Genomic DNA, 26369 nt, shown 5'->3' on the forward strand with positions numbered 1-26369 from the left:
CCTTATAGATGAACAACATGAACGTAATTATTGCCGATGATCATCCCATCGTCCTGTTTGGTATTCGTAAATCTCTGGAACAGATCGAATGGGTGAATGTTGTCGGCGAATTTGAAGACTCCACAGCGTTGATTAATAACCTGCCGAAGCTGGACGCTCATGTGCTGATCACCGATCTTTCCATGCCAGGCGACAAATATGGCGACGGGATCACTTTGATCAAGTATATCAAGCGCCATTTCCCCGGCATTTCCATCATTGTACTGACAATGAATAATAACCCGGCGATCCTGAGCGCGGTGCTGGAACTGGATATCGAAGGGATCGTACTCAAACAAGGTGCGCCAACCGACTTGCCAAAAGCGCTGGCAGCGCTGCAAAAAGGCAAGAAGTTTACGCCTGAAAGCGTGTCGCGCCTGCTGGAAAAAATCAGTGCCGGCGGATACGGCGACAAACGTCTGTCACCGAAAGAAAGCGAAGTACTGCGTTTGTTTGCGGAAGGGTTCCTGGTCACCGAAATTGCCAAAAAACTCAACCGCAGCATCAAAACCATCAGCAGCCAGAAAAAATCAGCGATGATGAAACTGGGTGTTGAGAACGATATTGCCCTGCTGAATTATCTCTCCTCGGTGACGCTGTCGTCTGCCGATAAAGAATAATCCTCTTTTCACCCCGGCACATCGCCGGGGTAAAGTCCCTACCCTCTGGCCTTTCTGACGCGACTCGCATAGGTCGTCAATGTCTGTTTCAGCACATCCAGCGTAACGGGCTTAGACAAACAGCTATCCATGCCGGATTCCAGACAACGCTGTCGCTCTTCTGCCAGCGCGTTCGCGGTCACCCCTACCACCGGCAACGTCAGTCCTAACTGGCGAATACGTTGCGTGAGACGGTAGCCGTCCATATTCGGCATGTTGACGTCGCTCAGAATGATATCAATGTGATTTTTGCTCAATACATTGAGCGCATCCACACCGTCGTTGGCCGTTTTACACTGGTAACCCAGCGATCCGAGCTGGTCGGCAAGTAAACGCCGGTTAATCGGATGATCGTCAACCACCAGAATCATCATGTCGTCATTAACTGCCATCGTCGTTTCACCCGCAGGCAACGCCGCCGCGCCGCTCTGGGAACCTTCCACATCCAGGCTATAAATCCTCGCCATTAATGCGATCAATTCGTGCGGCGATGCCACGCTATGTACCCACTCACCTGGTGAGCGCTCCTGAGGAATCCCGATATGGCGACGACAGAAGGTGATCGTCGCCCGGCCACTCCACGCCTGTGGTGCCGTGCCGTCGGTGATCAGCGTATCTTCATGATCGGGATATTGCCCTTCATAGCGCTCAACCCGCACGCCCTGACGCTGGAGTAGATTCTCCAGGAACAGGTACAGCGACGCATTGTTTACCGCCAGCCAGCAGCGCTTATCGCTCAGACCGTGCAGGACGATTTCCGGCATATTCTCCACGCCATACAGCGGAATACGGATCGTAAACTGGCTGCCCATACCAGGTTCAGTATCCACTGAAATATCGCCGTCCATCATGCCGATGAGCTTCTCGCAGATCGCCAGCCCCAGCCCGGTCCCCTGAAAGTTGCGCTGCACGCCGGTACCGACCTGGAAAAACGGATCGAAAAGACGCACAACCTCTTTTGCCGGAATACCCACCCCGGTGTCACGCACGCGGATAGACAAGTACTCTTCACTACGCTGGATATGCAAAATGATGCAGCCGGTATCGGTGAATTTAATCGCGTTGCTGAGCAGATTGGAGATCACCTGTTGCAGGCGCATCGGATCGCCTTTCATTTGCAGCGGTACGTCAGGCTCCACAAAGCAATACAGACCAAGCTGTTTTCTGACCACCAGCGGCAGGTAATTGGCAGTGATGTGGCTCATCACTTCGCGCGGCGAAAATTCACGCGGCTCGATTTTTAGCTGCTCGGATTCGATTTTCGAAAAATCGAGAATATCGCTAATAATTTTCAGCAGCAGTCCCGATGAGTTATTCATTGCCGTAACCAGCCGATCAACACCTTTCGGCAATGCTTTAGTTTGCAGCAAATCGAGGTTACCGATAATGCCGTACAGCGGCGTGCGCAGTTCATGGCTGACGGTTGCCAGGAACATGGATTTCGACTGGCTGGCCTGCTCAGCGGCATGGGCCATTTCCTGCAGCGACTCTTCCATTTTGACGCGTGAAGAGACATCGACCAGCACGCAAATTGCCACATTCTCATTGCGATAGCGCGAGTGAACAAAGCTGATTTGCAGATTAGTATTGTTGCTGGTCAGCACATCAACAAAGTTAACCTGCTGGCCACAGATAATTTGCGTCAGCCGCTGGCGGTCTTCATGGGTGAGCATGTTGAGGTAGTCATGCGCCAGTTCGTTACTCAAAATGTTAGTACCATCAAGGGTACGTAGAATGCAGATCCCTACCGGGGCAGAAGCCACGATTTTGCGGTTAAACTGCTCATGTTCTTCCAGCCGCTGCGCATCCGTTTCAGCCGGAATAAACAGCCTGCGCTCATAGAGGCGTGCCAGCCAGAACAGGCCGATGCCAACCAGGATGTTCAGCAGTAGCGCATTCATGATCAACATCCGCAGACGTTCCAGTACGACATCTACCGGCACTGAATACACGATACTCAGCGAAGATGGCAGCAGATTTTTCTTCAGCACCAGCTCGTGATAGCCGGAGGTATAGCCAAACCACATCCGTTCCTGCAGCCAGCGGGAATCGATTTGCAGGGTATTTTCCGGTCCGGTCAGGGAAATTAAGGAATGACCATTTTCATCCAGAATGGTCACGCCCATGGGCAAATTACCCGGTGTAAAAAAGTTTTCCATCCGGATGGTCTGCTCGACGCCCAGTAGCGACTGAAGACGGTTTGCCAGGTAGACCGGGGTCAGCGCATAGAAATACCCTACCCCAGGACGCGGTCCCCGGCTGATCCAGAACAGATTATCACTGCGTTCTTCCTGGGGCGCGCTACGGTATTTCATGATCCGTTCATGCAAGGCACTCAGGGCTTCATCGCGCTCAACCGGAATATCGCGCAAACCAAAGTTCGCCATACACAGATTTTCGCCGCCGATCAGGAATACACGATTCAAATCGTAGGCGGCGGAAAAATTATCCCGCCAGTAGCGCATAAACCACGCCATGGACTCCAGCGATCCCCGCCATGCCGTCCCCATGGAGGTACAGTCAGAATCAGGAAATAGCGGCGCAAATTCCGGGACATTCATATCATTAAGCCGGTTACGTCCCGTCAATACGCCATTTTCGGCGGTGAGACGATTCTCAGCGATATATTTTAGCTCTTTCATCACATCCGACGTGCGCTGTATATAGCGCTGCGCCTGATCGGCACTCAGGGTGAACTCCTGATGAATCTCCGCTTCGCGGTCGTGAAGAGCATTGACGATATAAAAGACGGAGGCCAGCGCGATAAGCAGCCAGAGCAGCAGCGCCAGCGCGCGAAACATATAGCGCGAGATTTTAAGAGTGCTACGAAAAGAGGCAAGGTATTTCAAAGGAAGCAGCCATCAGAACAATCGAATGGAAATAAAGTAGCGGTAAAACACGCTACCCGCAACGGCAATAAAAAGGGCCGGAAGATCCAGCCCTTTTTTTACGCGTCATACGTTGTATAGTGCGTTACTCGTCAGCGTCGTCCGCCACGTCATCATCAGTATCTGCTTCCGGGGCAATGTCTTCATCCCCTTCCGCAACACTGCCGTCGATCGAATCCAGTTCTTCATCATCCACCGGCTCGGCAACACGCTGGAGACCGACCACGTTTTCGTCTTCCGCCGTGCGGATGAGGATCACGCCCTGGGTGTTACGACCTACCACGCTGATTTCCGATACGCGGGTACGCACCAGCGTACCGGCATCGGTGATCATCATAATCTGATCGCAATCATCGACCTGGACCGCGCCAACCACGGAACCGTTGCGCTCGGTAACCTTGATAGAGATAACGCCCTGCGTACCACGTGATTTGGTCGGATACTCGCTTTGCGCGGTACGCTTACCGTAACCATTTTGCGTAACGGTCAGGATTGCGCCTTCATCGCGCGGCACGATAAGCGACACAACCTTATCAACGCCCGCCAGTTTGATACCGCGTACGCCGGTCGCCGTACGGCCCATCGCACGGACCGCGCTGTCTTTAAAGCGCACCACTTTACCGGCCGCCGAGAACAGCATGACTTCATCCGCCCCGGAGGTCAGATCAACGCCAATCAGCTCGTCGCCTTCATTCAGATTCACCGCGATAATACCGGCAGATCGCGGACGGCTGAACTCGGTCAGCGCCGTTTTCTTCACCGTACCGCTGGCGGTTGCCATGAAGACGTTGACGCCCTCTTCGTACTCACGTACCGGCAGAATAGCGGTAATACGCTCGTTGGCTTCCAGCGGCAGCAGGTTGACGATCGGACGACCACGTGCGCCACGACTGGCTTCCGGCAACTGGTAAACCTTCATCCAGTACAAACGACCCCGGCTGGAGAAGCAGAGGATGGTGTCATGGGTGTTGGCCACCAGCAGGCGATCGATAAAGTCTTCTTCTTTAATACGGGCGGCTGATTTGCCTTTGCCACCGCGACGCTGGGCTTCGTAATCGGTCAGCGGCTGATATTTCACATAGCCCTGATGAGAAAGCGTGACGACCACGTCTTCCTGGCTAATCAGATCTTCAATGTTGATATCAGCGCTGTTGGCGGTGATCTCTGTGCGACGCGCATCGCCAAACTGATCGCGTACCAGTTCCAGCTCCTCGCGGATCACTTCCATCAGCCGTTCAGCGCTGCCCAGAATGTGCAGCAGTTCCGCAATCTGTTCCAGCAGCTCTTTGTACTCGTCGAGCAGTTTTTCATGCTCAAGGCCGGTCAGTTTCTGCAAACGCAGATCCAGGATTGCCTGTGCCTGCTGTTCAGTCAGATAATATTGACCGTCACGCACGCCAAACTCTGGCTCCAGCCATTCCGGACGCGCGGCGTCATCGCCTGCGCGTTCCAGCATTGCAGAAACGTTACCCAGATCCCACGAGCGCGCCACCAGGGCGGCTTTCGCTTCGGCCGGCGTCGGCGCACGACGAATAAGCTCGATAATCGGGTCGATGTTGGCCAGCGCAATCGCCAGCGCTTCAAGGATATGCGCACGATCGCGGGCTTTACGCAGTTCAAAGATAGTACGGCGCGTCACCACTTCACGGCGGTGGCGTACGAAAGCGGCGATGATCTCTTTCAGGTTCATGATCTTCGGCTGACCATGGTGCAGTGCCACCATGTTAATACCGAAGGACACCTGGAGCTGCGTCTGCGAGTAAAGGTTGTTGAGGACAACTTCACCCACCGCATCACGCTTCACTTCAATCACAATGCGCATACCGTCTTTATCAGACTCGTCACGCAGTGCGCTGATGCCTTCAACGCGTTTGTCTTTCACCAGTTCGGCGATTTTCTCGATCAGGCGCGCTTTGTTCACCTGATACGGAATTTCATGCACGATAATGGTTTCACGCCCGGTTTTGGCGTCGGCTTCGACTTCCGCGCGGGCGCGGATATACACTTTGCCACGCCCGGTACGATAGGCTTCTTCAATACCACGACGACCGTTGATGATCGCCGCCGTCGGGAAGTCCGGACCGGGAATGTGTTCCATCAGCCCTTCAATGCTGATGTCTTCGTCATCAACATACGCCAGACAACCGTTAATCACTTCGGTCAGGTTGTGCGGCGGAATGTTGGTCGCCATCCCGACCGCGATCCCCGAGGAACCGTTGACTAACAGGTTCGGGATCTTAGTTGGCATGACATCTGGAATGCGTTCCGTTCCGTCGTAGTTATCGACGAAATCCACCGTCTCTTTTTCGAGATCGGCCATCAGTTCGTGAGCGATTTTCGACATACGGATTTCCGTATAACGCATCGCTGCGGCGGAGTCGCCATCGACAGAACCGAAGTTACCCTGGCCATCTACCAGCATGTAACGCAAGGAGAATGGCTGCGCCATACGAACAATGGTGTCGTAAACGGCGGTATCACCATGAGGGTGGTATTTACCGATAACGTCACCCACGACACGGGCTGATTTTTTATAGGCTTTGTTCCAGTCATTGCCCAATACGTTCATGGCGTATAGTACGCGACGGTGAACCGGCTTCAGGCCATCTCGGACGTCCGGCAGCGCACGGCCAACAATGACCGACATCGCATAATCCAGATAGGAGCTCTTCAGCTCTTCCTCGATGTTAACCGGTGTAATTTCTCTCGCAAGGTCGCTCATCTAACCGCTATCCCTCTACTGTGTCCCGGATTCAAAGGTCGCAAATTATAACACAATCGTAATGAGACAGGTAAAGGGAATGGCGCTGCGGGAAGGCTTTCTTCATCGCGCAGTGCTGATATACTCAAACGACTTGCCAAATAAGGAGTAAAAGTGCCAATGAATGCCGAAAAAACCCCGGTGGCCCCGAATGTTGACCATCAGGAGATTGCTAAATTTGAAGCGGTGGCGTCACGCTGGTGGGATCTGGAAGGCGAGTTTAAACCTCTGCACCGAATCAACCCGTTGCGTCTGGGTTACATCGCGGAGCGCTCAGGTGGCTTGTTTGGTAAAAAGGTGCTGGACGTCGGCTGCGGCGGCGGCATTCTCGCTGAAAGTATGGCGCGTGAAGGTGCAAACGTCACCGGGCTGGATATGGGCGCGGAGCCGTTACAGGTAGCCCGTCTGCACGCACTGGAATCCGGGATTGAGGTAGACTATGTGCAGGAGACGGTCGAGGAACATGCGGCAAAACATGCGCAGCACTATGATGTGGTCACCTGCATGGAAATGCTTGAGCACGTACCTGACCCGCAATCCGTGGTGAACGCCTGTGCGCAACTGGTTAAACCCGGCGGGCATGTTTTCTTCTCTACCATTAATCGTAATGGTAAAGCCTGGCTGATGGCGGTGGTTGGGGCTGAGTATGTTTTGCGCATGGTGCCGAAAGGAACGCACGATGCGAAGAAATTTATTCGCCCTTCCGAACTGCTGGGCTGGGTGGATCAGACCTCGCTTAAAGAGATCCATATGACCGGTCTGCATTATAATCCGCTGAGCAATACGTTTAAACTCGCCCCTGGCGTTGACGTTAACTACATGTTGCACACCACGGCGAAAAACGACTGACGTTAGCAAAAAAATTTCTAAAGATTGCGCGGTATCAAAAGGCGCAATCTTTTTATTCGTTGAAGAAATCAGCGCTCGATCAAAATATCTATTTTTTTTCCAGATTATTGACATGCCCTCCAGCCCTTATGTGACGTGGATTTTGCCTTTCTTACGCTTTCGCAACCTCAATTTAACCTCAAAATCAACTCTTGTGCTCAAAAGAATCCTTACTAGAATACTCACCATATAGCGTTCATTTTATTCATCACCCCCTACATATAGTATTTATCCACAGAGTTAGTCACAGCGACGTTTTGTGGATAAGCGGGGGATATTTCTTCACGGACAGGTAAAAAGCACATGAATCAGAGTCTGCTGGTGACAAAGCGTGACGGTCGCACTGAGCGCATCAATCTCGACAAAATCCATCGCGTGCTGGATTGGGCGGCAGATGGGCTGAATAACGTCTCCATTTCGCAGGTAGAACTGCGCTCGCATATCCAGTTTTATGATGGCATTAAGACTTCCGATATCCATGAGACGATTATCAAAGCCGCAGCGGATTTGATTTCCCGCGATGCGCCGGATTATCAATATCTGGCCGCCCGCCTGGCGATTTTCCATCTGCGTAAAAAAGCCTACGGGCAGTTTGAACCGCCTGCACTGCACGACCACGTGACCAGAATGGTTGAGCTAGGCAAGTACGATACACATCTGCTGGAAGACTACACGGAAGAAGAGTTCAAGCAGATGGACGCGTTTATCGTCCATGATCGGGATATGACCTTCTCCTACGCTGCCGTTAAGCAACTGGAAGGAAAATACCTGGTGCAGAACCGCGTCAGCGGTGAAATCTACGAAAGCGCGCAGTTCCTGTATATTCTGGTTGCCGCATGCCTGTTCTCTAACTATCCGCGCGAAACCCGTCTCGATTACGTGAAGCGTTTTTATGATGCGGTATCGACGTTCAAAATTTCTCTGCCGACGCCGATTATGTCCGGCGTGCGCACTCCGACCCGTCAGTTCAGTTCCTGCGTACTGATTGAGTGTGGTGACAGCCTCGACTCCATTAACGCCACTTCCAGCGCGATTGTGAAATACGTTTCTCAGCGTGCCGGTATCGGTATCAACGCCGGCCGCATTCGTGCGCTGGGCAGCCCGATCCGCGGCGGTGAAGCGTTCCACACCGGCTGTATTCCGTTCTACAAACACTTCCAGACGGCGGTCAAATCCTGCTCGCAAGGCGGCGTGCGCGGCGGAGCCGCAACGCTGTTCTACCCGATGTGGCATCTGGAAGTGGAAAGCCTGCTGGTGCTGAAAAACAACCGTGGCGTTGAAGGCAACCGCGTGCGCCACATGGACTACGGCGTGCAGATCAATAAACTGATGTATACCCGTCTGCTCAAAGGCGGCGACATCACGCTGTTCAGCCCGTCTGACGTTCCCGGCCTGTACGACGCCTTCTTCGCCGATCAGGATGAATTTGAACGTCTGTACACCCAATATGAACAAGATGACAGCATCCGTAAACAGCGCATCAAAGCGGTTGAGCTGTTCTCGCTGATGATGCAGGAGCGTGCCTCTACCGGTCGTATCTACATTCAGAACGTTGACCACTGCAATACTCACAGTCCGTTTGATCCGCAGGTTGCGCCGGTTCGTCAATCGAACCTGTGCCTGGAAATCGCGCTGCCGACCAAACCGCTGCTCGATGTTAATGACGAAAACGGTGAAATTGCGCTGTGTACGCTGTCCGCCTTTAACCTCGGGGTGATTAAAAACCTCGACGAACTCGAAGATCTGGCGGTGCTGGCCGTTCGCGCACTGGACGCCCTGCTCGACTATCAGGACTACCCGATTCCGGCGGCCAAACGCGGTGCGATGGGTCGTCGTACGCTGGGTATCGGCGTGATTAACTTCGCCTACTGGCTGGCGAAAAACGGTAAACGTTACTCTGATGGCAGCGCCAACAATCTGACCCACCAGACTTTCGAAGCCATTCAGTACTATTTGTTGAAAGCGTCGAACGAGCTGGCGAAAGAACAAGGTGCCTGCCCGTGGTTTAATGAAACCACCTATGCGCAGGGGATTCTGCCGATCGACACCTATAAGAAAGATCTCGACGGGATCACCAGCGAGCCGCTGCATTATGACTGGGAAGCACTGCGTGAATCCGTGAAAACCCACGGCCTGCGCAATTCCACGCTCTCTGCGCTGATGCCGTCTGAGACCTCCTCGCAGATTTCAAACGCCACCAATGGGATTGAGCCACCGCGCGGCCATGTCAGCATTAAAGCATCGAAGGACGGTATTCTGCGCCAGGTCGTGCCGGATTATGAGCACCTGAAAAACAATTACGAACTGCTGTGGGAAATGCCAAACAACGACGGCTACCTGCAGCTGGTGGGAATTATGCAGAAGTTTATCGACCAGTCGATCTCAGCCAACACCAACTATGACCCGACGCGTTTCCCGTCCGGAAAAGTGCCGATGCAGCAGTTGTTGAAAGACCTGCTTACCGCCTACAAATTTGGCGTGAAAACCCTGTACTATCAGAACACCCGCGATGGCGCGGAAGATGCCCAGGATGACCTGGCACCGTCTATTCAGGATGATGGCTGCGAAAGCGGCGCATGTAAGATCTGATGAACGATGCCGGGTAGGCAAAGCGCCACCCGGCATTCATCCTATAAAGGACTCCAATTCATGGCATACACCACCTTTTCACAGACGAAAAACGACCAGTTGCTGGAACCTATGTTTTTTGGCCAGCCGGTGAACGTGGCACGCTACGATCAGCAAAAATATGACATCTTTGAAAAGCTGATTGAAAAGCAACTCTCCTTCTTCTGGCGTCCGGAAGAAGTGGACGTTTCCCGCGACCGCATCGACTATCAGGCGCTGCCAGAGCACGAAAAACATATTTTCATCAGCAACCTGAAGTATCAGACGCTGCTGGACTCCATTCAGGGCCGTAGCCCGAACGTGGCCCTGCTGCCGCTGATTTCAATCCCGGAACTGGAAACCTGGGTCGAGACCTGGGCGTTTTCCGAGACGATTCATTCGCGCTCCTATACCCACATTATTCGCAACATTGTGAACGATCCGGCGATCGTGTTTGACGATATCGTTACCAACGAGCAGATCCAGAAGCGTGCGGACGGCATTTCCAGCTACTACGATGAATTAATCGAGATGACCAGCTACTGGCATCTGCTCGGCGTTGGTACGCACCAGGTAAACGGTAAAACGATTACCGTTAACCTGCGCGAGCTGAAGAAAAAACTCTATCTGTGCCTGATGAGCGTTAACGCGCTCGAAGCCATCCGCTTTTACGTCAGCTTCGCCTGCTCGTTCGCCTTTGCCGAGCGTGAACTGATGGAAGGCAACGCCAAGATCATCCGATTGATTGCCCGTGACGAAGCGCTGCATCTGACCGGAACCCAGCATATGCTGAATCTGCTGCGCTCCGGCAACGATGACCCGGAAATGGCAGAGATTGCCGAAGAGTGTAAGCAGGAATGCTATGACCTGTTTGTGCAGGCGGCATTGCAGGAAAAAGAGTGGGCAGGCTACCTGTTCCGCGACGGCTCGATGATCGGCCTGAACAAAGATATTCTGTGCCAGTACATTGAGTACATCACGAATATCCGTATGCAGGCTGTCGGGCTTGATTTGCCGTTCCAGACCCGCTCGAACCCGATCCCGTGGATCAACACCTGGCTGGTCTCCGACAACGTGCAGGTCGCGCCGCAGGAAGTGGAAGTCAGTTCTTATCTGGTCGGTCAGATTGACTCTGAAGTCAATACTGACGATCTGAGCGACTTCCAACTCTGATGAGCCGGGTTACACTGCGCATCACTGGCACACATCTGCTGTGCCAGGATGAACATCCGTCGCTGCTGGCCGCGCTGGAATTTCATCAGGTGACGGTGGAGTATCAGTGCCGTGAGGGCTACTGCGGTTCCTGCCGCACCCGGCTGGTGGCGGGACAGGTAGAATGGCTGACCCAGCCGTTGGCATTTATCCAGCCCGGCGAAATTTTGCCCTGCTGTTGCAGGGCAAAAGGTGATATTGAACTGGAAATGTAACCGTTAATGCAATTCGTGTGTGGAAACCAGTTTGACGTTTCCACGCCTTTTCATCTGTACAATATAGAGTGCGCCGGCAAGCATAACCACCACCGCGCCCATCAGATAAATAGCCCGGTATCCTGCGCCTTCCACCATCAGGCCCATAATGAAAGCCCCAATGGCCATGCCTGCATCCATCGCATTAAAAAACAGTGAGTTTGCCACGCCAATTTTATGCGGTTCAACTGAGCTGATAATCTGGGTCTGAAAAACCGGCGTCACTGACCCATAACCGATGCCTATCAGCGCACCGGAAAGGATCATCATCACGCTGCCATGAGTATAACCAAGCACCACCAGTCCAATGGTAAAGGCCAACAGGCAGGGATATACCACGTACTTTGGCCCCTTTTTGTCGCAGATATTCCCCGTAAAGGTTCGACATATCATCAGGAACACCGCGTAGCACAGCAGGAAATTACTGGCCGCCGCCATCAAATCCAGCTCACGAGCATAAAGTGAAAGAAAAGCAGATACGCCGGCATAAGCAAAAGTCATAAAGAATGTGACGACGGCGAAAGGCATCGCACCACGGTCAAACATGGCAGCGAAGCCCAGTTTTGGCGCAGAGCCATCAGCATGGCGGATCACCGGTGGCACCGCAACAATAAAGGACAGCAGGATGCCCACCAACGCGACGGCGGTGCACAGCCAGAACGCCGGAATATAAAGCGCATGTCGCGCCATATTAAGACCGACCCATGGCCCTACCACCATTGCCAGTCCCATTGCTAATGAGAAAAAACTGATGCCCTCTCCACGTCGGGAGGCCGGTATCAGCCGCGCTGAAATCGTCCCCTTCACTGTCGTAATCACCCCGAAGGCGACACCATGCAGTACGCGAACCAGCAGCAGTACTTCAATAGAATGACAGAAAGGATACAGCGCGGTGATAATCAAATAGGCCAGAGAAGAAAGCACCAGAACCGTTTTGTTCGAATATTTACCGACCCACTGCCCGGCAAACGGGCGAATAACGATCGCCGCTCCCAGAAAGAATGTGACTAATAAACCGGCTTTATCTGCCGTGGCGTGCAGATTATCCGCAATATATATAGGAAGTAGTGTAAGCAGTACATAAAAGACAAAAAATATAATAAAGCTGATAATAGTTATGGCCCAAAAATCTTTTGTCCAGAGCTTTTCTTTCATAGAAACTAAACCTGTTCAGACGGCGCGCAGGTTTGTAGTGCTCGCTTAAGCATTCACTACAATATATTCACAATACTTATAAATACCGGGCGTCATTTTGTGAGTTAATCGACAGAAAAAGTATAAGTTTACGAGCATGATTAGTAAAATTAATCGTTTTAATGATATTAATTAGAAAAGACTTATGACTATTATTCAAATGAATGCTCTGCTGGCCGTACTGGCATACGGTGGTTTTACGGAAGCGGGTAAGCGCCTTTATATGAGCCAGTCCGCGGTCAGTCAGGCTATTTCATCTATTGAAGAAGAACTCGGTATCAAAATTCTGATTCGTGAGCGGCGCAAAGCATTACAGCTTACGGCTGCCGGAGAACGGATTGTGACCCACATACGCGCCATCATGCACGAGGTGAACGCTATACGTGAGATTGCCGAGCAGGAGAAAAATACCCCCACGCGCCAAATCCGTATCGGCTGCTTTCCCAGCGTCTGCGCCTGTATTTTACCGCGTGTTGTACGCTACTTCGAAACACATTATCCGCATATTAAAATTATTCCGTATGAAGCGAATAGTGCAGAAATAATAGATTCTTTGCAAAAAGAAAATATTGACGCAGGCTTTGTGCATATTCCTGTCAAGGGGATGTATTCTGTGCCGGTCTATACCGACAAATTTTGCGTGGTCGTCCCCGACCATCACCCTTTTGCACAGCGTGAATATGTTACGCTTGAAGCGTTATTCAACGAACCGCTGATTATTAGCAAAGGGCGCTATGAATTAAGCATTATGAGCCTTTTTAAAGAAAGGAATATCACGCCGGTGATTAAATATGAATTTAACCATCCGGCGACAGCAATCAGTTTTATTCGCCAGGGATTGGGTATTGCTCTGCTGCCTGAACTGACGCTGAAAAGCGTGGAGCACAACCTGTGTTCTGTCGCGCTGGAACCCACCTTTTACCGTACGATTTCACTGGTCTGTAAAGAAGAACCGATCGGCGGGAGCCCGCTTGCCTTGCTCAATACCTGTCTGCAACAGGCAGCCATGGCGTGAAATAGCCGGGCGGCGCCGGCCGCCCGGCTACATTTAACGTCGTTTGTGCTGACGTTCAGCGTGGTGACGTTTCTCGCCGATCATCACCACAATCAACAGCAATACTGCCAGTACACTACCGCCGATCATCACGATAAATCCGCCGTCCCAGCCAAAGAAATCAACGGTATAACCCACAATTGCACTGGCCGCTACCGAGCCGCCAAGATACCCAAACAGGCCGGTAAAACCGGCTGCCGTGCCAGCAGCTTTTTTCGGGGCCAGTTCCAGCGCATGCAGGCCAATCAACATGACCGGGCCGTAAATCAGAAAGCCGATGGTGATCATACAGATAATATCGATTGTCGGATTTCCCGGCGGGTTCAGCCAGTAAACTACCGTGGCGATAGTCACCAGGGTCATAAAAAAGACGCCGGTCGCGCCCCGGTTGCCGCGAAAGACCTTATCCGACATCCAGCCGCACAGCAACGTACCGGGTATTCCGGCATACTCATAAAGGAAGTAGGCCCAGGACGATTTATCCAGCGCAAAATGCTTCACTTCTTTCAGGTAGGTTGGCGACCAGTCAAGAATGCCGTAGCGCAGCAAATAGACAAAAACGTTCGCAATGGCGATATACCACAACAGTTTGTTGGGCAATACGTACTGCATAAAGATTTGCTTCGCCGTCAGTTCCTCTTCTGCTTTCTCGTTATAATCATCCGGGTAGTCGTTTTTATACTCTTCTATAGGCGGTAAGCCGCAGGATTGCGGAGTATCGCGCATCAGCGCAAAGGCAACTACCGCTACCATAATCGCGGCGAATGCTGGCATATAGAGCGCCGCTTTCCAGTCGTTAAACCACGCCATGCCCAGTAAGAACAGCAGCGGAGGAATACCGCCACCCACGTTATGCGCGCAGTTCCAGACGGAGACAATACTGCCGCGCTCTTTTTGTGACCACCAGTGGACCATCGTGCGTCCACACGGCGGCCATCCCATCCCCTGAAACCAGCCGCAGAGGAACAGCAGCACAAACATGACAGCAATACTGGAGGTAGCCCAGGGCACAAACCCCATAAACAGCATCACGGCGGCGGCAAGAATTAACCCTGCCGGAAGAAAAACACGCGGATTCGATCGGTCGGAGACCGACCCCATAATAAATTTAGAAAAACCATAGGCAATTGAGATCCCCGAGAGAGCGAAACCCAGATCGCCCCGCGAAAACCCCTGCTCAACCAGGTAGGGCATCGCGAGGGCAAAATTTTTACGCACCAGATAATAGGCGGCGTAACCAAAGAAGATCCCCAAAAATATCTGCCAGCGTAGCCGACGATACGTCGGGTCCACTTCCGCAGCTGGCAGGCGCGCCCGGTGAGGTGCAGGTTTAAAAATACTCAGCATAATCGCCTCCGTGGCCATGTCATATTCAGAGGTAAAAGCAGCGCAAGTAAGGTTTCTCCTGGCTGCATATATTTTCATTACGTAAAAAACGAGGGACTGCTTCGTGAAGTAAAGCATAGATTGTTACATTTTTATGACAAATGTTCAAAAAGGCGCATTAGCTCACAATTCGCCTTCGTAAAATGCGCGAATGTGCTCGAAATCAAACATTCCTTACGCTTTGTATGGCTAAATGTTAAGAAACGAACAGTCAGGAGAAAGCGATGAGCGCACAGCGGACGCACGAGAGTGATGTAATTATCATTGGTGGAGGAGCCACCGGTGCGGGTATCGCGCGTGATTGCGCTCTGCGCGGACTGCACGTCACACTGCTGGAAAGGCATGACATTGCGACGGGTGCAACGGGACGCAACCACGGATTACTTCACAGCGGCGCGCGTTATGCGGTCACCGACAGCGAATCTGCCCGCGAATGCATTCGCGAAAATCAGATCCTCAAACGTATTGCCCGTCACTGCGTTGAACCCACAGAGGGATTATTCATTACCCTGCCTGAAGACGACTTAGCTTATCAGGCGACCTTTGTCAGCGCCTGCGAAGCCGCCGGGATTCATGCTGAGATTATCGATCCGCTGCAGGCCCGGCAGATTGAACCCGCTGCCAATCCGCAGTTAACAGGCGCGGTCAGGGTTCCGGATGGCACTATCGATCCCTTCCGCCTGACGGCGGCGAATATGCTGGATGCCCGCGAGCACGGTGCGACCATTCTGACTGGATACGAAGTAACCGGCCTTATTCGCGACGGGGCTACGGTGCGCGGCGTCAACGTCATAAACCATTTGACCGGCGAAGCCCACGCGCTTTACGCACCGGTCGTGGTCAACGCGGCGGGTATCTGGGGCCAGCGTATCGCCGAGTATGCCGACCTGAGTATTCGCATGTTCCCCGCTAAAGGATCGCTGCTAATACTCGACCATCGGATTAATCAGCATGTGATCAACCGCTGTCGCAAGCCTGCAGACGCCGATATTCTGGTGCCTGGCGACACTATCTCGTTGATCGGCACCACCTCGCTACATATTAATTACGATGAGATAGACCAGAACCGGGTGACCGCTGCCGAAGTTGATATTTTGCTACGTGAAGGGGAAAAACTGGCTCCCGTGATGGCCAACACCCGCATTTTACGCGCCTACGCCGGGGTGCGTCCGCTGGTGGCCTGTGATGATGACCCCAGCGGGCGCAACGTCAGCCGGGGAATTGTCCTGCTCGATCACGCCAGTCGTGACGGGATGGAAGGTTTTATTACCATCACCGGCGGCAAGCTGATGACCTACCGGCTGATGGCAGAATGGGCTACCGATGCCGTTTGCCGCAAACTCGGACATCACGCGTCGTGTACGACGGCCAGTGCACCACTCCCCGGATCGCAGGGTTCGGCAAAAGACGCCCTGCAACGCATTATTTCCCTTCCTGCTCCGCTGCGTGGTTCAGCGGTATATCGCCACGGCGACCGCACGCCAGGCTGGCTGGGTGAGGGACGATGGCACCGTAGCGTGGTGTGCGAATGTGAGGCGGTCACTGCCGGAGAAATACAGTATGCAATAGAAAATCTGGCGGTGAATAGTTTGCTCGATCTGCGTCGTCGTACCCGCGTCGGGATGGGAACCTGTCAGGGCGAACTTTGCGCCTGCCGCGCGGCGGGCCTGCTCCAGCGTTTTAACGTTACTACTGCAGCGCAGTCGCTTAGTCAGCTTTCCGACTTTCTTAACGAACGCTGGAAGGGGGTCCAGCCTATCGCGTGGGGTGATGCGCTGCGGGAAAGTGAATTTACGCGCTGGGTTTATCAGGGACTGTGCGGGCTTGAGAAGGAGTCAAAGCATGAAGTTTGATACGGTCATTATTGGCGGTGGACTGTCAGGTCTGTTGTGCGCACTGCCATTACAGAAAGCCGGTCTGCGCTGCGCCATTGTCAGTCGGGGCCAGAGCGCCCTCGCCTTCTCGTCCGGCTCGCTTGACCTGTTAAGCCAACTGCCGGATGGTACGCCAGTGACCGATATTCGTGAGGGGCTGGAGCGCCTTAACACGATGTCGGCAGAACATCCGTATACGCTGCTGGGGAGCGAGACGGTACTGACTCAGGCCCGTTATGCCCAACATCTGCTGGCAGAGTGCGGGGCGCAGATGCAGGGCAGCCTCAGCCACAATCATTCGCGTATCACGCCGCTGGGTACACGACGCACAGCCTGGCTAAGTCCCCAGGAAGTGCCCGTCGCCCCCCTGCATGCTAAACGAATTGGCGTGGTAGGGATTGGCGGCATGATGGATTTCCAGCCTCATCTTGCCGCCGCCTCACTGCGTGAAGCCGGTCCCGAGGTCGAGGTCGCGGAAATTGATCTGCCCGTACTGGATGTACTGCGCGAAAATCCTACCGAGTTTCGTGCCGTGACCATTGCCCGTTTTCTTGACGATGAAGCGCAGTGGCCCTCGCTTTATCACGCATTACTACCGCTGGCGCAGCGCTGCGAGGGCTTGTTGATGCCGGCGTGCTTTGGGCTGGAGGATAACCGGCTTTGGGACTGGTTAAACCAGCGTCTGCCCTGCCCTCTGTATCTGCTACCGACCCTGCCGCCCTCGGTGCCGGGCCTGCGGCTGCACCGCCAGCTACAACGCCGGTTTGTTCAGTCTGGTGGTATCTGGATGCCCGGCGATGAGGTTAACCGCGTTACGCAGCATGACGGGATGGTCAGTGAAGTCTGGACCCGGCATCACGCCGATATCCCGCTTCGTCCGCGCTATGTGGTGCTGGCCAGCGGTAGCTTTTTTAGCAATGGCCTGCTGGCTGAACGTAATGGTATTCGTGAACCCATCTTCGGGCTTGAGGTCAGGCAGACATCCGATCGCGCCAACTGGTATCAACATGACTTTTTCGCTCCGCAGCCCTGGCAGCAGTTTGGCGTCACGGTTGACAACACCCTGCGTGCCCGGGTGAAGGGTAAAACTCTCGCGAATCTGTTCGCTATCGGTGCGGTGCTTGGTGGATTCAACCCAATTGCACAGGGTTGCGGCGGAGGCGTATCCGCAGTCACCGCCCTGTTTGCCGCGCAGCAAATTGCGGCGTTAGCCGGAGGTCAATGATGAGCGACACCCGTTTTGAGAGCTGCATTAAATGCACGGTTTGTACGACGGCCTGCCCGGTGAGCCGCGTTAATCCACATTATCCCGGCCCCAAACAAGCCGGTCCGGATGGGGAACGGCTGCGGCTGAAAGATGGCGCATTGTATGACGAAGCGTTGAAGTACTGTATCAACTGTAAACGCTGCGAGGTGGCCTGTCCGTCAGATGTCAAAATTGGCGATATTGTTCAGCAGGCCCGCGCCCGCTACGATACCTCCCGGCCATCACTGCGTAACGTGATCCTCAGCCATACGGATTTGATGGGCAGCCTGTCCACGCCGATTGCACCGCTGGTAAATACCGCCACCTCGCTGAAACCTGTGCGTCAGTTGCTGGACTACGCCTTAAAAATCGATCATCGCCGCACGCTGCCGAAATACGCTTCCGGCACCTTTCGCCGCTGGTATCGCAGCGTGGCGGCTCAACAGGCGCAGTATCAGGATCAGGTGGCCTTTTTCCATGGCTGTTTTGTCAATTACAACCATCCCCAACTGGGTAAAGATTTAATTCGCGTATTAAATGCGATCGGGACCGGCGTACAGTTGCTGAGTAAAGAGAAATGCTGCGGCGTGCCGTTGATTGCTAACGGTTTTCACGATAAAGCCCGTAAACAAGCGGTCAGTAATGTGGCATCGCTACGGGAAGCCATTAGTGAGAAAGGGATTCCGGTTATCGCAACCTCTTCCACCTGCACCTTCGCGCTGCGCGATGAGTATCCGCAGGTGCTGGAGGTGGATAACAGCGGGCTGCGGGAACATATTGAGCTGGCGACTCGCTGGCTGTGGCGCAGGCTGGATGCCGGGCAAACGCTACCGCTGAAAACCCTACCGCTGAAAGTGGTGTATCACACTCCCTGTCATATGGAAAAAATGGGCTGGACGCTGTATACCCTTGAGTTGCTGCGCCTGATCCCGGGGCTGGAGTTGACCGTACTGGACTCACAGTGCTGCGGTATTGCGGGAACTTACGGTTTCAAGAAAGAAAATTATCCCACTTCGCAGGCCATCGGTGCGCCGTTATTCCGCCAGATTGAAGAAAGCGGCGCAGATCTGGTGGTGACAGATTGTGAAACCTGTAAGTGGCAGATCGAGATGTCCACCCGTAAACGTTGTGAACATCCGTTTACTCTGCTGGCGCAAGCGCTGGGAAGTCAGCCACGGGCCTGAACCATCAGGCCCGTTGTAACGCCCGCGTCTACAGTGCCAGCGACTCCACTACGTTAATCCAGCCGTGTTCGCTGGCGACAGGTTTGCCTGCCAGCCAGCGACGTAGCATGTTCAACACCATCATTGCCGCCACCTCCTGGCGCACCTGGATCGAGTGACGTGTGGCACTGAATTTTACCCGCAGCGCCCAGGTACCGTCCGGCGTCGCAAGGGCAAAATTCAGATGATCGGACTCCAGTCCGGTGATGGCCAGCGCCAGCCCGGCAAAATGGCTGCGGCGACGTTCTCTTACCCAGCGGGCAGTCTGCGCCAGCGTTTCTTCTTGTGCGGGAATGACTTCAGAGGCCAGCAGTGGCGCACCGGCACGTGAAAGCTGAAGCGCCACCAGGCCTGCGGTAAACTGTTCGCTGAGGGTCAGACTGAGCTGCCGCTGCTGAAGCTGGCGGGTAATTTCCACCGGCAAGCCATCGGTGCCTTCAAAGATCAGGCTTTCTCCGGCGACGCGCTTTACCTCCGGCCACAGAGCCAGCATGGCGTCGCGCTGGGCAGCCGGTCCGGTCAGCTTCAGCTCAATAATCGGCATTGAGGAGCGATAGCCCATGGTAACGCCCGGCGGCAGCACCAGCGAATCCAGGCTCTGTGCTAAATCACTTTCTGAACGGCCAAAAGTTGTCAGACGCAGGCACAGTGGCGGTTCCACCTGCGCATAGCGTTTACGCAAACGCGGCAGGATTTGCTGCTCGACCATCACTTTAAATTCAGACGGCACGCCGGGCGTAAAAAAGACCAGGCAGCGGTTAAGCTCCAGAGCAAATCCGCAGGCGGTGCCGACCGGGTTGTCCACCAGTTCGGCACTGGCCGGAATTTCCGCCTGCTTACGGTTGCTGGGGGCCATAACGCGTCCACGTTCGCTAAAAAAGCGCTCCATTTGCGCCAGCCATGCTTCATGCAGCACCAGCGCTTCACCTTTTGCCGTGGCGGCGGCTAATGCGCTTAAATCGTCACTGGTCGGGCCCAGCCCGCCATTAACAATCAGTACATCCGCCTGCTGACTGCGTTCGCGCAGAATGGCGACTAAATCGTCCAGATTGTCGCCGACGGTATGACGGCGAGTGAGGGGAAACCCCTGGGTAAATAAAAAATCGGCAAGCCAGGCGGCGTTGGTATCGACGATCTGCCCGTGCAGAACTTCGTCACCCGTGGATAGCATCTCCACATTTATCATCATTTTCTCCAGCAAAAGAGGACGATTAATCATAACGCATGCGGAGGGGAAAAAAAGCGGTGCGGCGAGTTTACCGCACCGGGGGGATCAGAAGCTGGCGTTAACGCCGACGTAAGGACCGTCTGCCACCGCGCTATCGCGGTCGCCGTCTTTACCTGAGAGATTGATGTAACGGTATCCTGCCTCAACGCTTAACGGACGCAGAATGGTCATCCGCGCACCTGCGTTGGCTTCTTCGTAATCTTTCACGCCGCTGGAGAGCGAATCAGGCGAGTAGTAATACTCCCCGAACAGGCGGAAGCGGTCGCCGATTTCCACTGTAAACCGCCGCCTACCGCCGCCGCATAACCTTCATCGCCCTGCTGAGGGCTGAGGTAAACGCCTTTACCGCCTGCTGTTGCCAGCAAAGGCCCCAGCGGCATATTTAAGCCCAATCCAAGACCGGCAATATCGCCGTCGTCGTCGTTGTGCGCCCAGTTACCGCTCAGCGCCAGCCCGGTAGACTCGGTACCAAATCCAACACCGATATTGGTGTAATCTTCACCTGCCTGTCCGCTCACACTGAGCGCGTTGGCCGCAGCAGAAACAAAAAGCAGCCCGCATACGCTCACCAAAATTCTTTTTTTCATTTTAATGCTTCCACACCAATGCAAAGTAAACATCCCGAAAACTGCAGGATTGTACAACCGAATGAACAACAGGGAATGAACGAAAAACGCTATTGCATGGAATAAATGATAGCTGGCAATGCCGCTGGGCTGAGAGGCTAAAGGTATAGATGTAATAGAGAGAGACAAATTGCCTGAGATCAATATTTTAATTACAAATATGCCCTAGATTAGTTTCCGAAATGAAACGGAAATTAAACATTTCTTCAAACATCTATACCCCAAATGATTCGCGTTTTATCACGGCACGTGAGGGAGTCCTTTAACGCTGATTCACATTAGTGACAGGGATGAGCGAGCGCAGCCAGCTCGAAGCAGGATGGGTATTACGGGAGATTAAAGATGAGCAAAAATTAACCACCTCAGCTGGCGCACCGGTTGCGCATAATAATAACGTCGCCACTGCAGGTCCACGTGGTCCAATGCTGTTGCAGGATGTCTGGTTCCTGGAAAAGCTGGCTCACTTTGATCGCGAAGTGATCCCGGAACGCCGCATGCACGCCAAAGGCTCCGGCGCATACGGTACCTTTACCGTCACCCAGGATATTACCCACTACACACGCGCGAAAATTTTCTCTGCTATTGGTAAAAAAACCGACCTGTTTTTACGTTTCTCCACCGTGGCAGGCGAACGCGGTGCGGCCGACGCCGAACGCGATATTCGCGGTTTCTCAATGAAATTTTATACCGAAGAAGGTAACTGGGATTTAGTGGGCAATAATACGCCAGTATTCTATCTGCGCGATCCACTGAAATTCCCGGATTTGAACCATGTTGTCAAACGCGATCCCCGCACCAACCTGCGTAATCCGACCTACAAGTGGGATTTCTTCTCCCATCTGCCGGAAGCCCTGCATCAGTTAACCATCGACTTCAGCGATCGCGGTCTGCCCTTCTCGTATCGCACGATGCACGGTTTTGGCAGCCATACCTTCAGCTTTATCAATGCCAATAATGAGCGCTTCTGGGTTAAATTCCACCTGAAATCTCAGCAGGGCATTGCCAACCTGATGGATGATGAAGCCAAACGGCTGGTGGCGGAAGACCGTGAAAGTTCGCAGCGCGATTTGTTTGATTCAATCGAAAAAGGCGACTTCCCGCGCTGGACATTCTATGTGCAAATCATGCCGGAAGCCGAGGCATCGGCAGTGCCTTATAACCCGTTCGATCTGACCAAAGTGTGGCCGCACGGAGATTATCCGCTGATTGAAGTCGGCGTACTGGAGCTGAACCGTAACCCGGATAACTATTTTGCCGAGGTGGAGCAGGTGGCGATGTCGCCCGCCAACGTGGTGCCGGGCATTGGTTTCTCTCCGGATCGCATGTTGCAGGGCCGTTTGTTCTCCTACGGCGACGCACACCGTTATCGTCTGGGAGTCAATCATCATCAAATCCCGGTGAATGCCCCGCGCTGCCCGTTCCATAATTATCATCGCGATGGCGCGATGCGGGTGGATGGCAACAGTGGTAACGGCCCGACCTATGAGCCGAACAGCTTTGGCGTGTTCCAGGAACAACCGGATTACAGCGAGCCACCGTTGAGCCTGGAGGGTGCAGCCGATCACTGGAACCATCGCGAGGATACCGACTACTTCAGTCAGCCGCGCAAGCTGTATGAGCTGTTAAGTGAAGAAGAACATCAGCGGATGTTCGCGCGCATCGCCGGGGACATGAAAGATGTGCCAGAGTTTATTCAACAACGGCAGATTGGTTTGTTCAGCGAAGTGCACCCGCAATATGGTGCGGGCGTGGCGGCCGCGCTCGCGGCCTTAAAAGAAACCCTGTAATTCCAGGGGCCTGTGCCGGGTGACGCTGCGCTCACCCGGCCTACAAATCCTTAAATATCAATAAATTGAGTTAATCCGTAGGTGCGCGCAAGCGAATGCGCCGCCGGGCATCTGCAACGTATTGCCGGGTGACGCTGCGCTTACCCGGCCTACAATAACTTAAATATCAATCAATTGGGTTAAACCGTAGGCCCGCGCAAGCGAATGCGCCGCCGGGCAGGTTTAGCTACGGAGCGTTGTTTAACGGCTCACTTGTGTAGGCAGGATGCCACCCATGTCTGTAACGCCTGGCGGGAAATCTTAATCCCGCCGGTGTTAAGTGTGTCGGGTAGCATCAACCAGCGTACCGGCTGCTGGAAAACCGCGAGCTTGTCCTTCACCCACAGGGATAACGCCTCGCTATCCAGTGGCGTAGTGCTCTCCACCACGGCCACCGGCCGCTGGCCGAACTCCGGGTCGTTAACGGGAATGACGAATACCTGTAGCAACTGCGGGTGAGCGGCAATAATGCGCTCCACTTCTTCCGGTTGAACACCTTCCCCGCCGCTAAAAAAGAGATTATCCAGCCTGCCGATAATGGTTAATTTACCGTCACGCCATTCGCCACGATCCCGCGTGGCAAACCAGCCTTGCTCATTTACCAGCGGGATCAGGGTGCCATCACGCCAGTAGCCCTCAGCCATACTGGCAGCACGCAGCCAGACTTCGCCGTTGACTAACTGCATTTCCCGTCCGGGTAGAGGGATGCCCACATCGGCCTGGCCATCAGCTTCTTTTCCGCAGACCGTAGAGGCAAACTCAGTCAAACCATAGCCGCACCAGCTACGCACGCCGCGCGCCAGTGCCTTGCGGGTCAATTCCACCGGGATTGCCGCGCCGCCCAATAACACAGCTTTTAGCGCGATTTGCGCGTCATTTTCTAACAATCGCCAGAGTTGAGTAGGCACCAGCGAGGCGTGAGTACAACCCGCGAGCGCTTGCTCCAGCGGCTGTTTTACCCGCACCGTCAACCGGGCTCCGGCCAGTAGCCAGCGCCAGAGTATGCCTTGTCCGGAGACGTGAAACAGCGGCAGCGACAGCAGCCAGTCATCCTCCGGCGCAAAGGGGATCATCGCCAGCACGCCCTCCGCGCTGGCAAGATGCGCGCCGCAGGTATGGACTGCGGCTTTTGGCAGCCCGGTCGAACCGGAAGTTAAGGTCATTGAGGCCAGACGTCGGGGTTGCCAGGGTAGTGCACTTTCGCCGTCAGCCTCTTGCAGCACCAGCGCGGTAAGGCCCGGAAAACAAAAGTCGCTATCAAAATCCAGCGCATGTTGCAACGTCAACCGGGGCAGAAGCTGCTCAAGTAGCGACATCGGTAACTGCGGGTTGACCGGTAACACCCGCGCGCCACACTGTAACAGTGCCAGCCAGGCGAGCAGTACCTGAGGGTGATTCGCTCCCCGCAGCATCACGCCATCACCTTCGCTCACGCCCTGCGCTGCAAAACCTGCCGCCAGCGCGTCGATGCGTGCGCACAGCGTATTCCAGCTTAATACCGTGTGATCCAGACGCAGCGCCTGCGCCTCTCCCCGCGCCTGACGCCAGTGCCGCCACGGCCAGTCGGTGAAAATCATAGCAATGGCTCCAGCGCGTCTTTCTCCAGGCACGGTAACGCGCTACCGGGCCAGCGGCGAAGCAACTGCGCCTGCATCAGGTTAAGCGTATCCAGACCGGGAATGGTCTGTGGCGTCAGCCAGGCGGCAAGGCGCGCCAGCTGGGTAAGCCCAAGACTTGACTCAATCGATGAGCTGATCACCGCCGTTAATCCCAGCGCGTGCGCTGTAGTGATCTGTTCACGCACTTTTTGCAGGCTGCCGGTTAACGTCGGTTTGATCACCACCGCACGCAGACCCGGCTCGGCTGCAAATGCAAAATCGGCTTCGCGCAGGCTTTCATCCCAGGCAATGGCGATGCCGGTGTCGCGGGCAAACGCGCGGGAGTCCTCGCGGGTTTTACACGGCTCTTCCAGAAAGGCAATGCGGTCACGCCAGGCAGGGTTCACGTATTTAGCAAACTGCTGTGCCTTAAGTGGCGTCCAGGCGCGGTTGGCATCAAGCCGCAACCGCAAATCCGGAATGGCTTCCAGCAGTAAATTGACGACCATACCGTCGCGGACCGCTTCATATAATCCAACTTTAACCTTCGCCACTTTCTCACCGGGCATTGCCGCCAGCACTGGCAAAAGCGCATCCGGATCGCCGGTACACAGCGGTGCTGCCCGATAATCTGCGGTCTGCGGTAGTTCATCATACAACTCCGCCAGTGCGCAGCTGGTCCCGAACGCCACTGAAGGGAGCGCAGACATGTTATTATCGCCGTGCTGCTGCCAGCGCTGAGCCCAGGCCAGTAGTTCAGCCTGCGCGACATCCAGCGTTTCATGGCTAAAACCCGGCAGCGGGGCAATCTCGCCCCACCCTTCGCGCTCGCCATTATTAAGACATAAAAACAGCCCGTCGCGAGTTTTTAAGCGCCGTTCCCGCAGTACCACGCCCGCGTCCATCGGTATCTGCCAGCGCCAGACCTGCGCGCGACGCATTACGGGTTCCGTTTAAATTTGCTGAAATCAGGCTGGCGCTTCTGATTGAACGCGTTGCGCCCTTCCTGACCTTCTTCGGTCATATAGAACAGCATGGTGGCATTGCCCGCCAGCTCCTGTAAACCGGCCTGCCCATCGCAGTCAGCGTTGAGAGCCGCTTTCAGGCAGCGCAGCGCCATCGGGCTGTTTTGCAGCATTTCACGACACCAGCGCACGGTTTCTTTTTCCAGACTCGCCAGCGGTACCACGGTGTTCACCAGCCCCATGTCCAGCGCCTGTTTCGCGTCGTACTGGCGGCACAGGAACCAGATTTCGCGCGCTTTTTTCTGCCCGACAATGCGTGCCATATAAGAAGCGCCCCAGCCACCGTCGAACGAGCCGACTTTCGGGCCAGTCTGGCCGAAGATGGCGTTCTCAGCGGCAATCGTCAGGTCACACATCATATGCAGGACATGGCCGCCGCCGATGGAGTAGCCCGCCACCATTGCCACCACCGGTTTTGGACAGGTGCGGATCTGGCGCTGGAAATCCAGCACGTTCAGATGGTGCACGCCGGAGTCATCCTGATAGCCGCCGTAATCGCCGCGCACTTTCTGATCGCCCCCGGAGCAAAAGGCCTGATCGCCTTCACCGGTCAGGATGATCACGCCAACGTTATCATCGTAGCGGGCATCGGCGAGCGCCTGAATCATCTCTTTAACGGTCAGCGGACGAAATGCATTGCGCACCTGCGGACGGTTAATGGTGATTTTGGCGATGCCATCGGCAGATTTTTGATAGCGAATGTCGGTATAGCCTTCTGAGCAATCCAGCCATTCAACAGGGGCGTAAAGCCTATTTTCATCAGGATAAATCATTATGTTTC

At 54.3% G+C, this 26369-nt stretch carries 18 protein-coding genes and 1 pseudogene; 10 read left to right on the forward strand and 9 right to left on the reverse strand.

Annotation, left to right across the window (positions count from 1 at the left end; all coding sequences use genetic code 11):
- Positions 1-8: 8 nt before the first annotated feature.
- Entirely contained in the window at positions 9-659 is a 651-nt protein-coding gene (gene rcsB, locus CHU32_RS01615; protein ID WP_103674331.1) for a response regulator transcription factor RcsB, read from the forward strand.
- A 38-nt stretch (positions 660-697) separates the two neighbouring features.
- On the opposite strand, the gene rcsC is transcribed toward rcsB, so the two are convergent.
- The gene (rcsC, locus tag CHU32_RS01620) at positions 698-3547 is read right to left on the reverse strand and encodes a two-component system sensor histidine kinase RcsC (RefSeq protein ID WP_103674332.1); all 2850 of its coding nucleotides are present in this window, start codon (positions 3545-3547) and stop codon (positions 698-700) included.
- A 124-nt stretch (positions 3548-3671) separates the two neighbouring features.
- Positions 3672-6308 (reverse strand): DNA topoisomerase (ATP-hydrolyzing) subunit A, encoded by a 2637-nt coding sequence (gyrA, locus tag CHU32_RS01625; protein ID WP_103674333.1) that lies wholly within the window; start codon positions 6306-6308, stop codon positions 3672-3674.
- 159 nt (positions 6309-6467) lie between these two features.
- On the opposite strand from gyrA, the gene ubiG reads away from it, so the two are divergent.
- The 4 genes from ubiG to yfaE all read left to right on the forward strand — a co-directional run bounded on the left by ubiG (position 6468) and on the right by yfaE (position 11269).
- On the forward strand, positions 6468-7196 hold the full coding sequence (gene ubiG, locus CHU32_RS01630; RefSeq protein WP_103674334.1) for a bifunctional 2-polyprenyl-6-hydroxyphenol methylase/3-demethylubiquinol 3-O-methyltransferase UbiG: 729 nt from the start codon (positions 6468-6470) through the stop codon (positions 7194-7196).
- A 342-nt stretch (positions 7197-7538) separates the two neighbouring features.
- The gene (gene nrdA, locus CHU32_RS01640; RefSeq protein ID WP_103750765.1) at positions 7539-9824 is read left to right on the forward strand and encodes a class 1a ribonucleoside-diphosphate reductase subunit alpha; all 2286 of its coding nucleotides are present in this window, start codon (positions 7539-7541) and stop codon (positions 9822-9824) included.
- A 60-nt stretch (positions 9825-9884) separates the two neighbouring features.
- The gene (gene nrdB, locus CHU32_RS01645; RefSeq protein WP_103674336.1) at positions 9885-11015 is read left to right on the forward strand and encodes a class Ia ribonucleoside-diphosphate reductase subunit beta; all 1131 of its coding nucleotides are present in this window, start codon (positions 9885-9887) and stop codon (positions 11013-11015) included.
- Entirely contained in the window at positions 11015-11269 is a 255-nt protein-coding gene (yfaE, locus tag CHU32_RS01650) for a class I ribonucleotide reductase maintenance protein YfaE (protein WP_103674337.1), read from the forward strand. The genes nrdB and yfaE overlap by 1 nt, the downstream gene beginning before the upstream one ends.
- A 3-nt stretch (positions 11270-11272) precedes the next feature.
- On the opposite strand, the gene CHU32_RS01655 is transcribed toward yfaE, so the two are convergent.
- Positions 11273-12463, reverse strand: coding sequence for an MFS transporter (locus CHU32_RS01655; protein WP_103674338.1), 1191 nt, complete (start codon positions 12461-12463; stop codon positions 11273-11275).
- Positions 12464-12647: 184 nt separating this feature from the next.
- On the opposite strand from CHU32_RS01655, the gene CHU32_RS01660 reads away from it, so the two are divergent.
- Positions 12648-13517 (forward strand): LysR family transcriptional regulator, encoded by an 870-nt coding sequence (locus tag CHU32_RS01660; RefSeq protein ID WP_103674339.1) that lies wholly within the window; start codon positions 12648-12650, stop codon positions 13515-13517.
- 33 nt (positions 13518-13550) lie between these two features.
- Here the strand turns inward: CHU32_RS01660 and glpT are convergent, their stop codons facing one another.
- Positions 13551-14903, reverse strand: coding sequence for a glycerol-3-phosphate transporter (gene glpT / locus CHU32_RS01665; RefSeq protein ID WP_103674340.1), 1353 nt, complete (start codon positions 14901-14903; stop codon positions 13551-13553).
- 263 nt (positions 14904-15166) lie between these two features.
- On the opposite strand from glpT, the gene glpA reads away from it, so the two are divergent.
- From glpA to glpC, 3 genes are read left to right on the forward strand one after another with little or no spacing between them, the layout of a single operon-like run.
- Positions 15167-16795 (forward strand): anaerobic glycerol-3-phosphate dehydrogenase subunit A, encoded by a 1629-nt coding sequence (gene glpA / locus CHU32_RS01670; protein ID WP_103674341.1) that lies wholly within the window; start codon positions 15167-15169, stop codon positions 16793-16795.
- A complete protein-coding gene (glpB, locus tag CHU32_RS01675) occupies positions 16785-18041 on the forward strand; it encodes a glycerol-3-phosphate dehydrogenase subunit GlpB (protein ID WP_103674342.1) in 1257 nt (418 codons plus the stop codon). The genes glpA and glpB overlap by 11 nt, the downstream gene beginning before the upstream one ends.
- Entirely contained in the window at positions 18041-19246 is a 1206-nt protein-coding gene (gene glpC, locus CHU32_RS01680) for an anaerobic glycerol-3-phosphate dehydrogenase subunit GlpC (RefSeq protein ID WP_103674343.1), read from the forward strand. Before glpB ends, glpC begins: the two co-directional genes overlap by 1 nt.
- 28 nt (positions 19247-19274) lie before the next feature.
- On the opposite strand, the gene CHU32_RS01685 is transcribed toward glpC, so the two are convergent.
- Positions 19275-20471 carry a nicotinamide mononucleotide deamidase-related protein YfaY gene (locus tag CHU32_RS01685; RefSeq protein WP_103674344.1) on the reverse strand — a complete coding sequence of 399 codons (1197 nt, stop codon included), beginning with the start codon at positions 20469-20471 and terminating at the stop codon, positions 19275-19277.
- Between the two features lie 87 nt (positions 20472-20558).
- A pseudogene (locus tag CHU32_RS01690) lies at positions 20559-21100 on the reverse strand (YfaZ family outer membrane protein).
- A gap of 329 nt (positions 21101-21429) precedes the next feature.
- Between CHU32_RS01690 and katA the strand changes: the two are divergent.
- A complete protein-coding gene (katA, locus tag CHU32_RS01695; protein ID WP_103674345.1) occupies positions 21430-22926 on the forward strand; it encodes a catalase KatA in 1497 nt (498 codons plus the stop codon).
- Positions 22927-23174: 248 nt separating this feature from the next.
- Here the strand turns inward: katA and menE are convergent, their stop codons facing one another.
- Genes menE through menB form a run of 3 tightly spaced genes read right to left on the reverse strand, consistent with a single transcriptional unit; the run spans position 23175 to position 26361 of the window.
- On the reverse strand, positions 23175-24542 hold the full coding sequence (gene menE, locus CHU32_RS01700) for an o-succinylbenzoate--CoA ligase (protein ID WP_103750766.1): 1368 nt from the start codon (positions 24540-24542) through the stop codon (positions 23175-23177).
- The gene (menC, locus tag CHU32_RS01705; RefSeq protein ID WP_103674347.1) at positions 24539-25504 is read right to left on the reverse strand and encodes an o-succinylbenzoate synthase; all 966 of its coding nucleotides are present in this window, start codon (positions 25502-25504) and stop codon (positions 24539-24541) included. Before menC ends, menE begins: the two co-directional genes overlap by 4 nt.
- Positions 25504-26361 (reverse strand): 1,4-dihydroxy-2-naphthoyl-CoA synthase, encoded by an 858-nt coding sequence (menB, locus tag CHU32_RS01710; RefSeq protein WP_103674348.1) that lies wholly within the window; start codon positions 26359-26361, stop codon positions 25504-25506. The genes menC and menB overlap by 1 nt, the downstream gene beginning before the upstream one ends.
- Between the last annotated feature and the right edge of the window lie 8 nt (positions 26362-26369).

Origin of the sequence: Superficieibacter electus (genome assembly GCF_002915575.1) — a bacterium.
In the GTDB taxonomy this organism is placed as follows: Bacteria; Pseudomonadota; Gammaproteobacteria; order Enterobacterales; family Enterobacteriaceae; genus Superficieibacter; species Superficieibacter electus.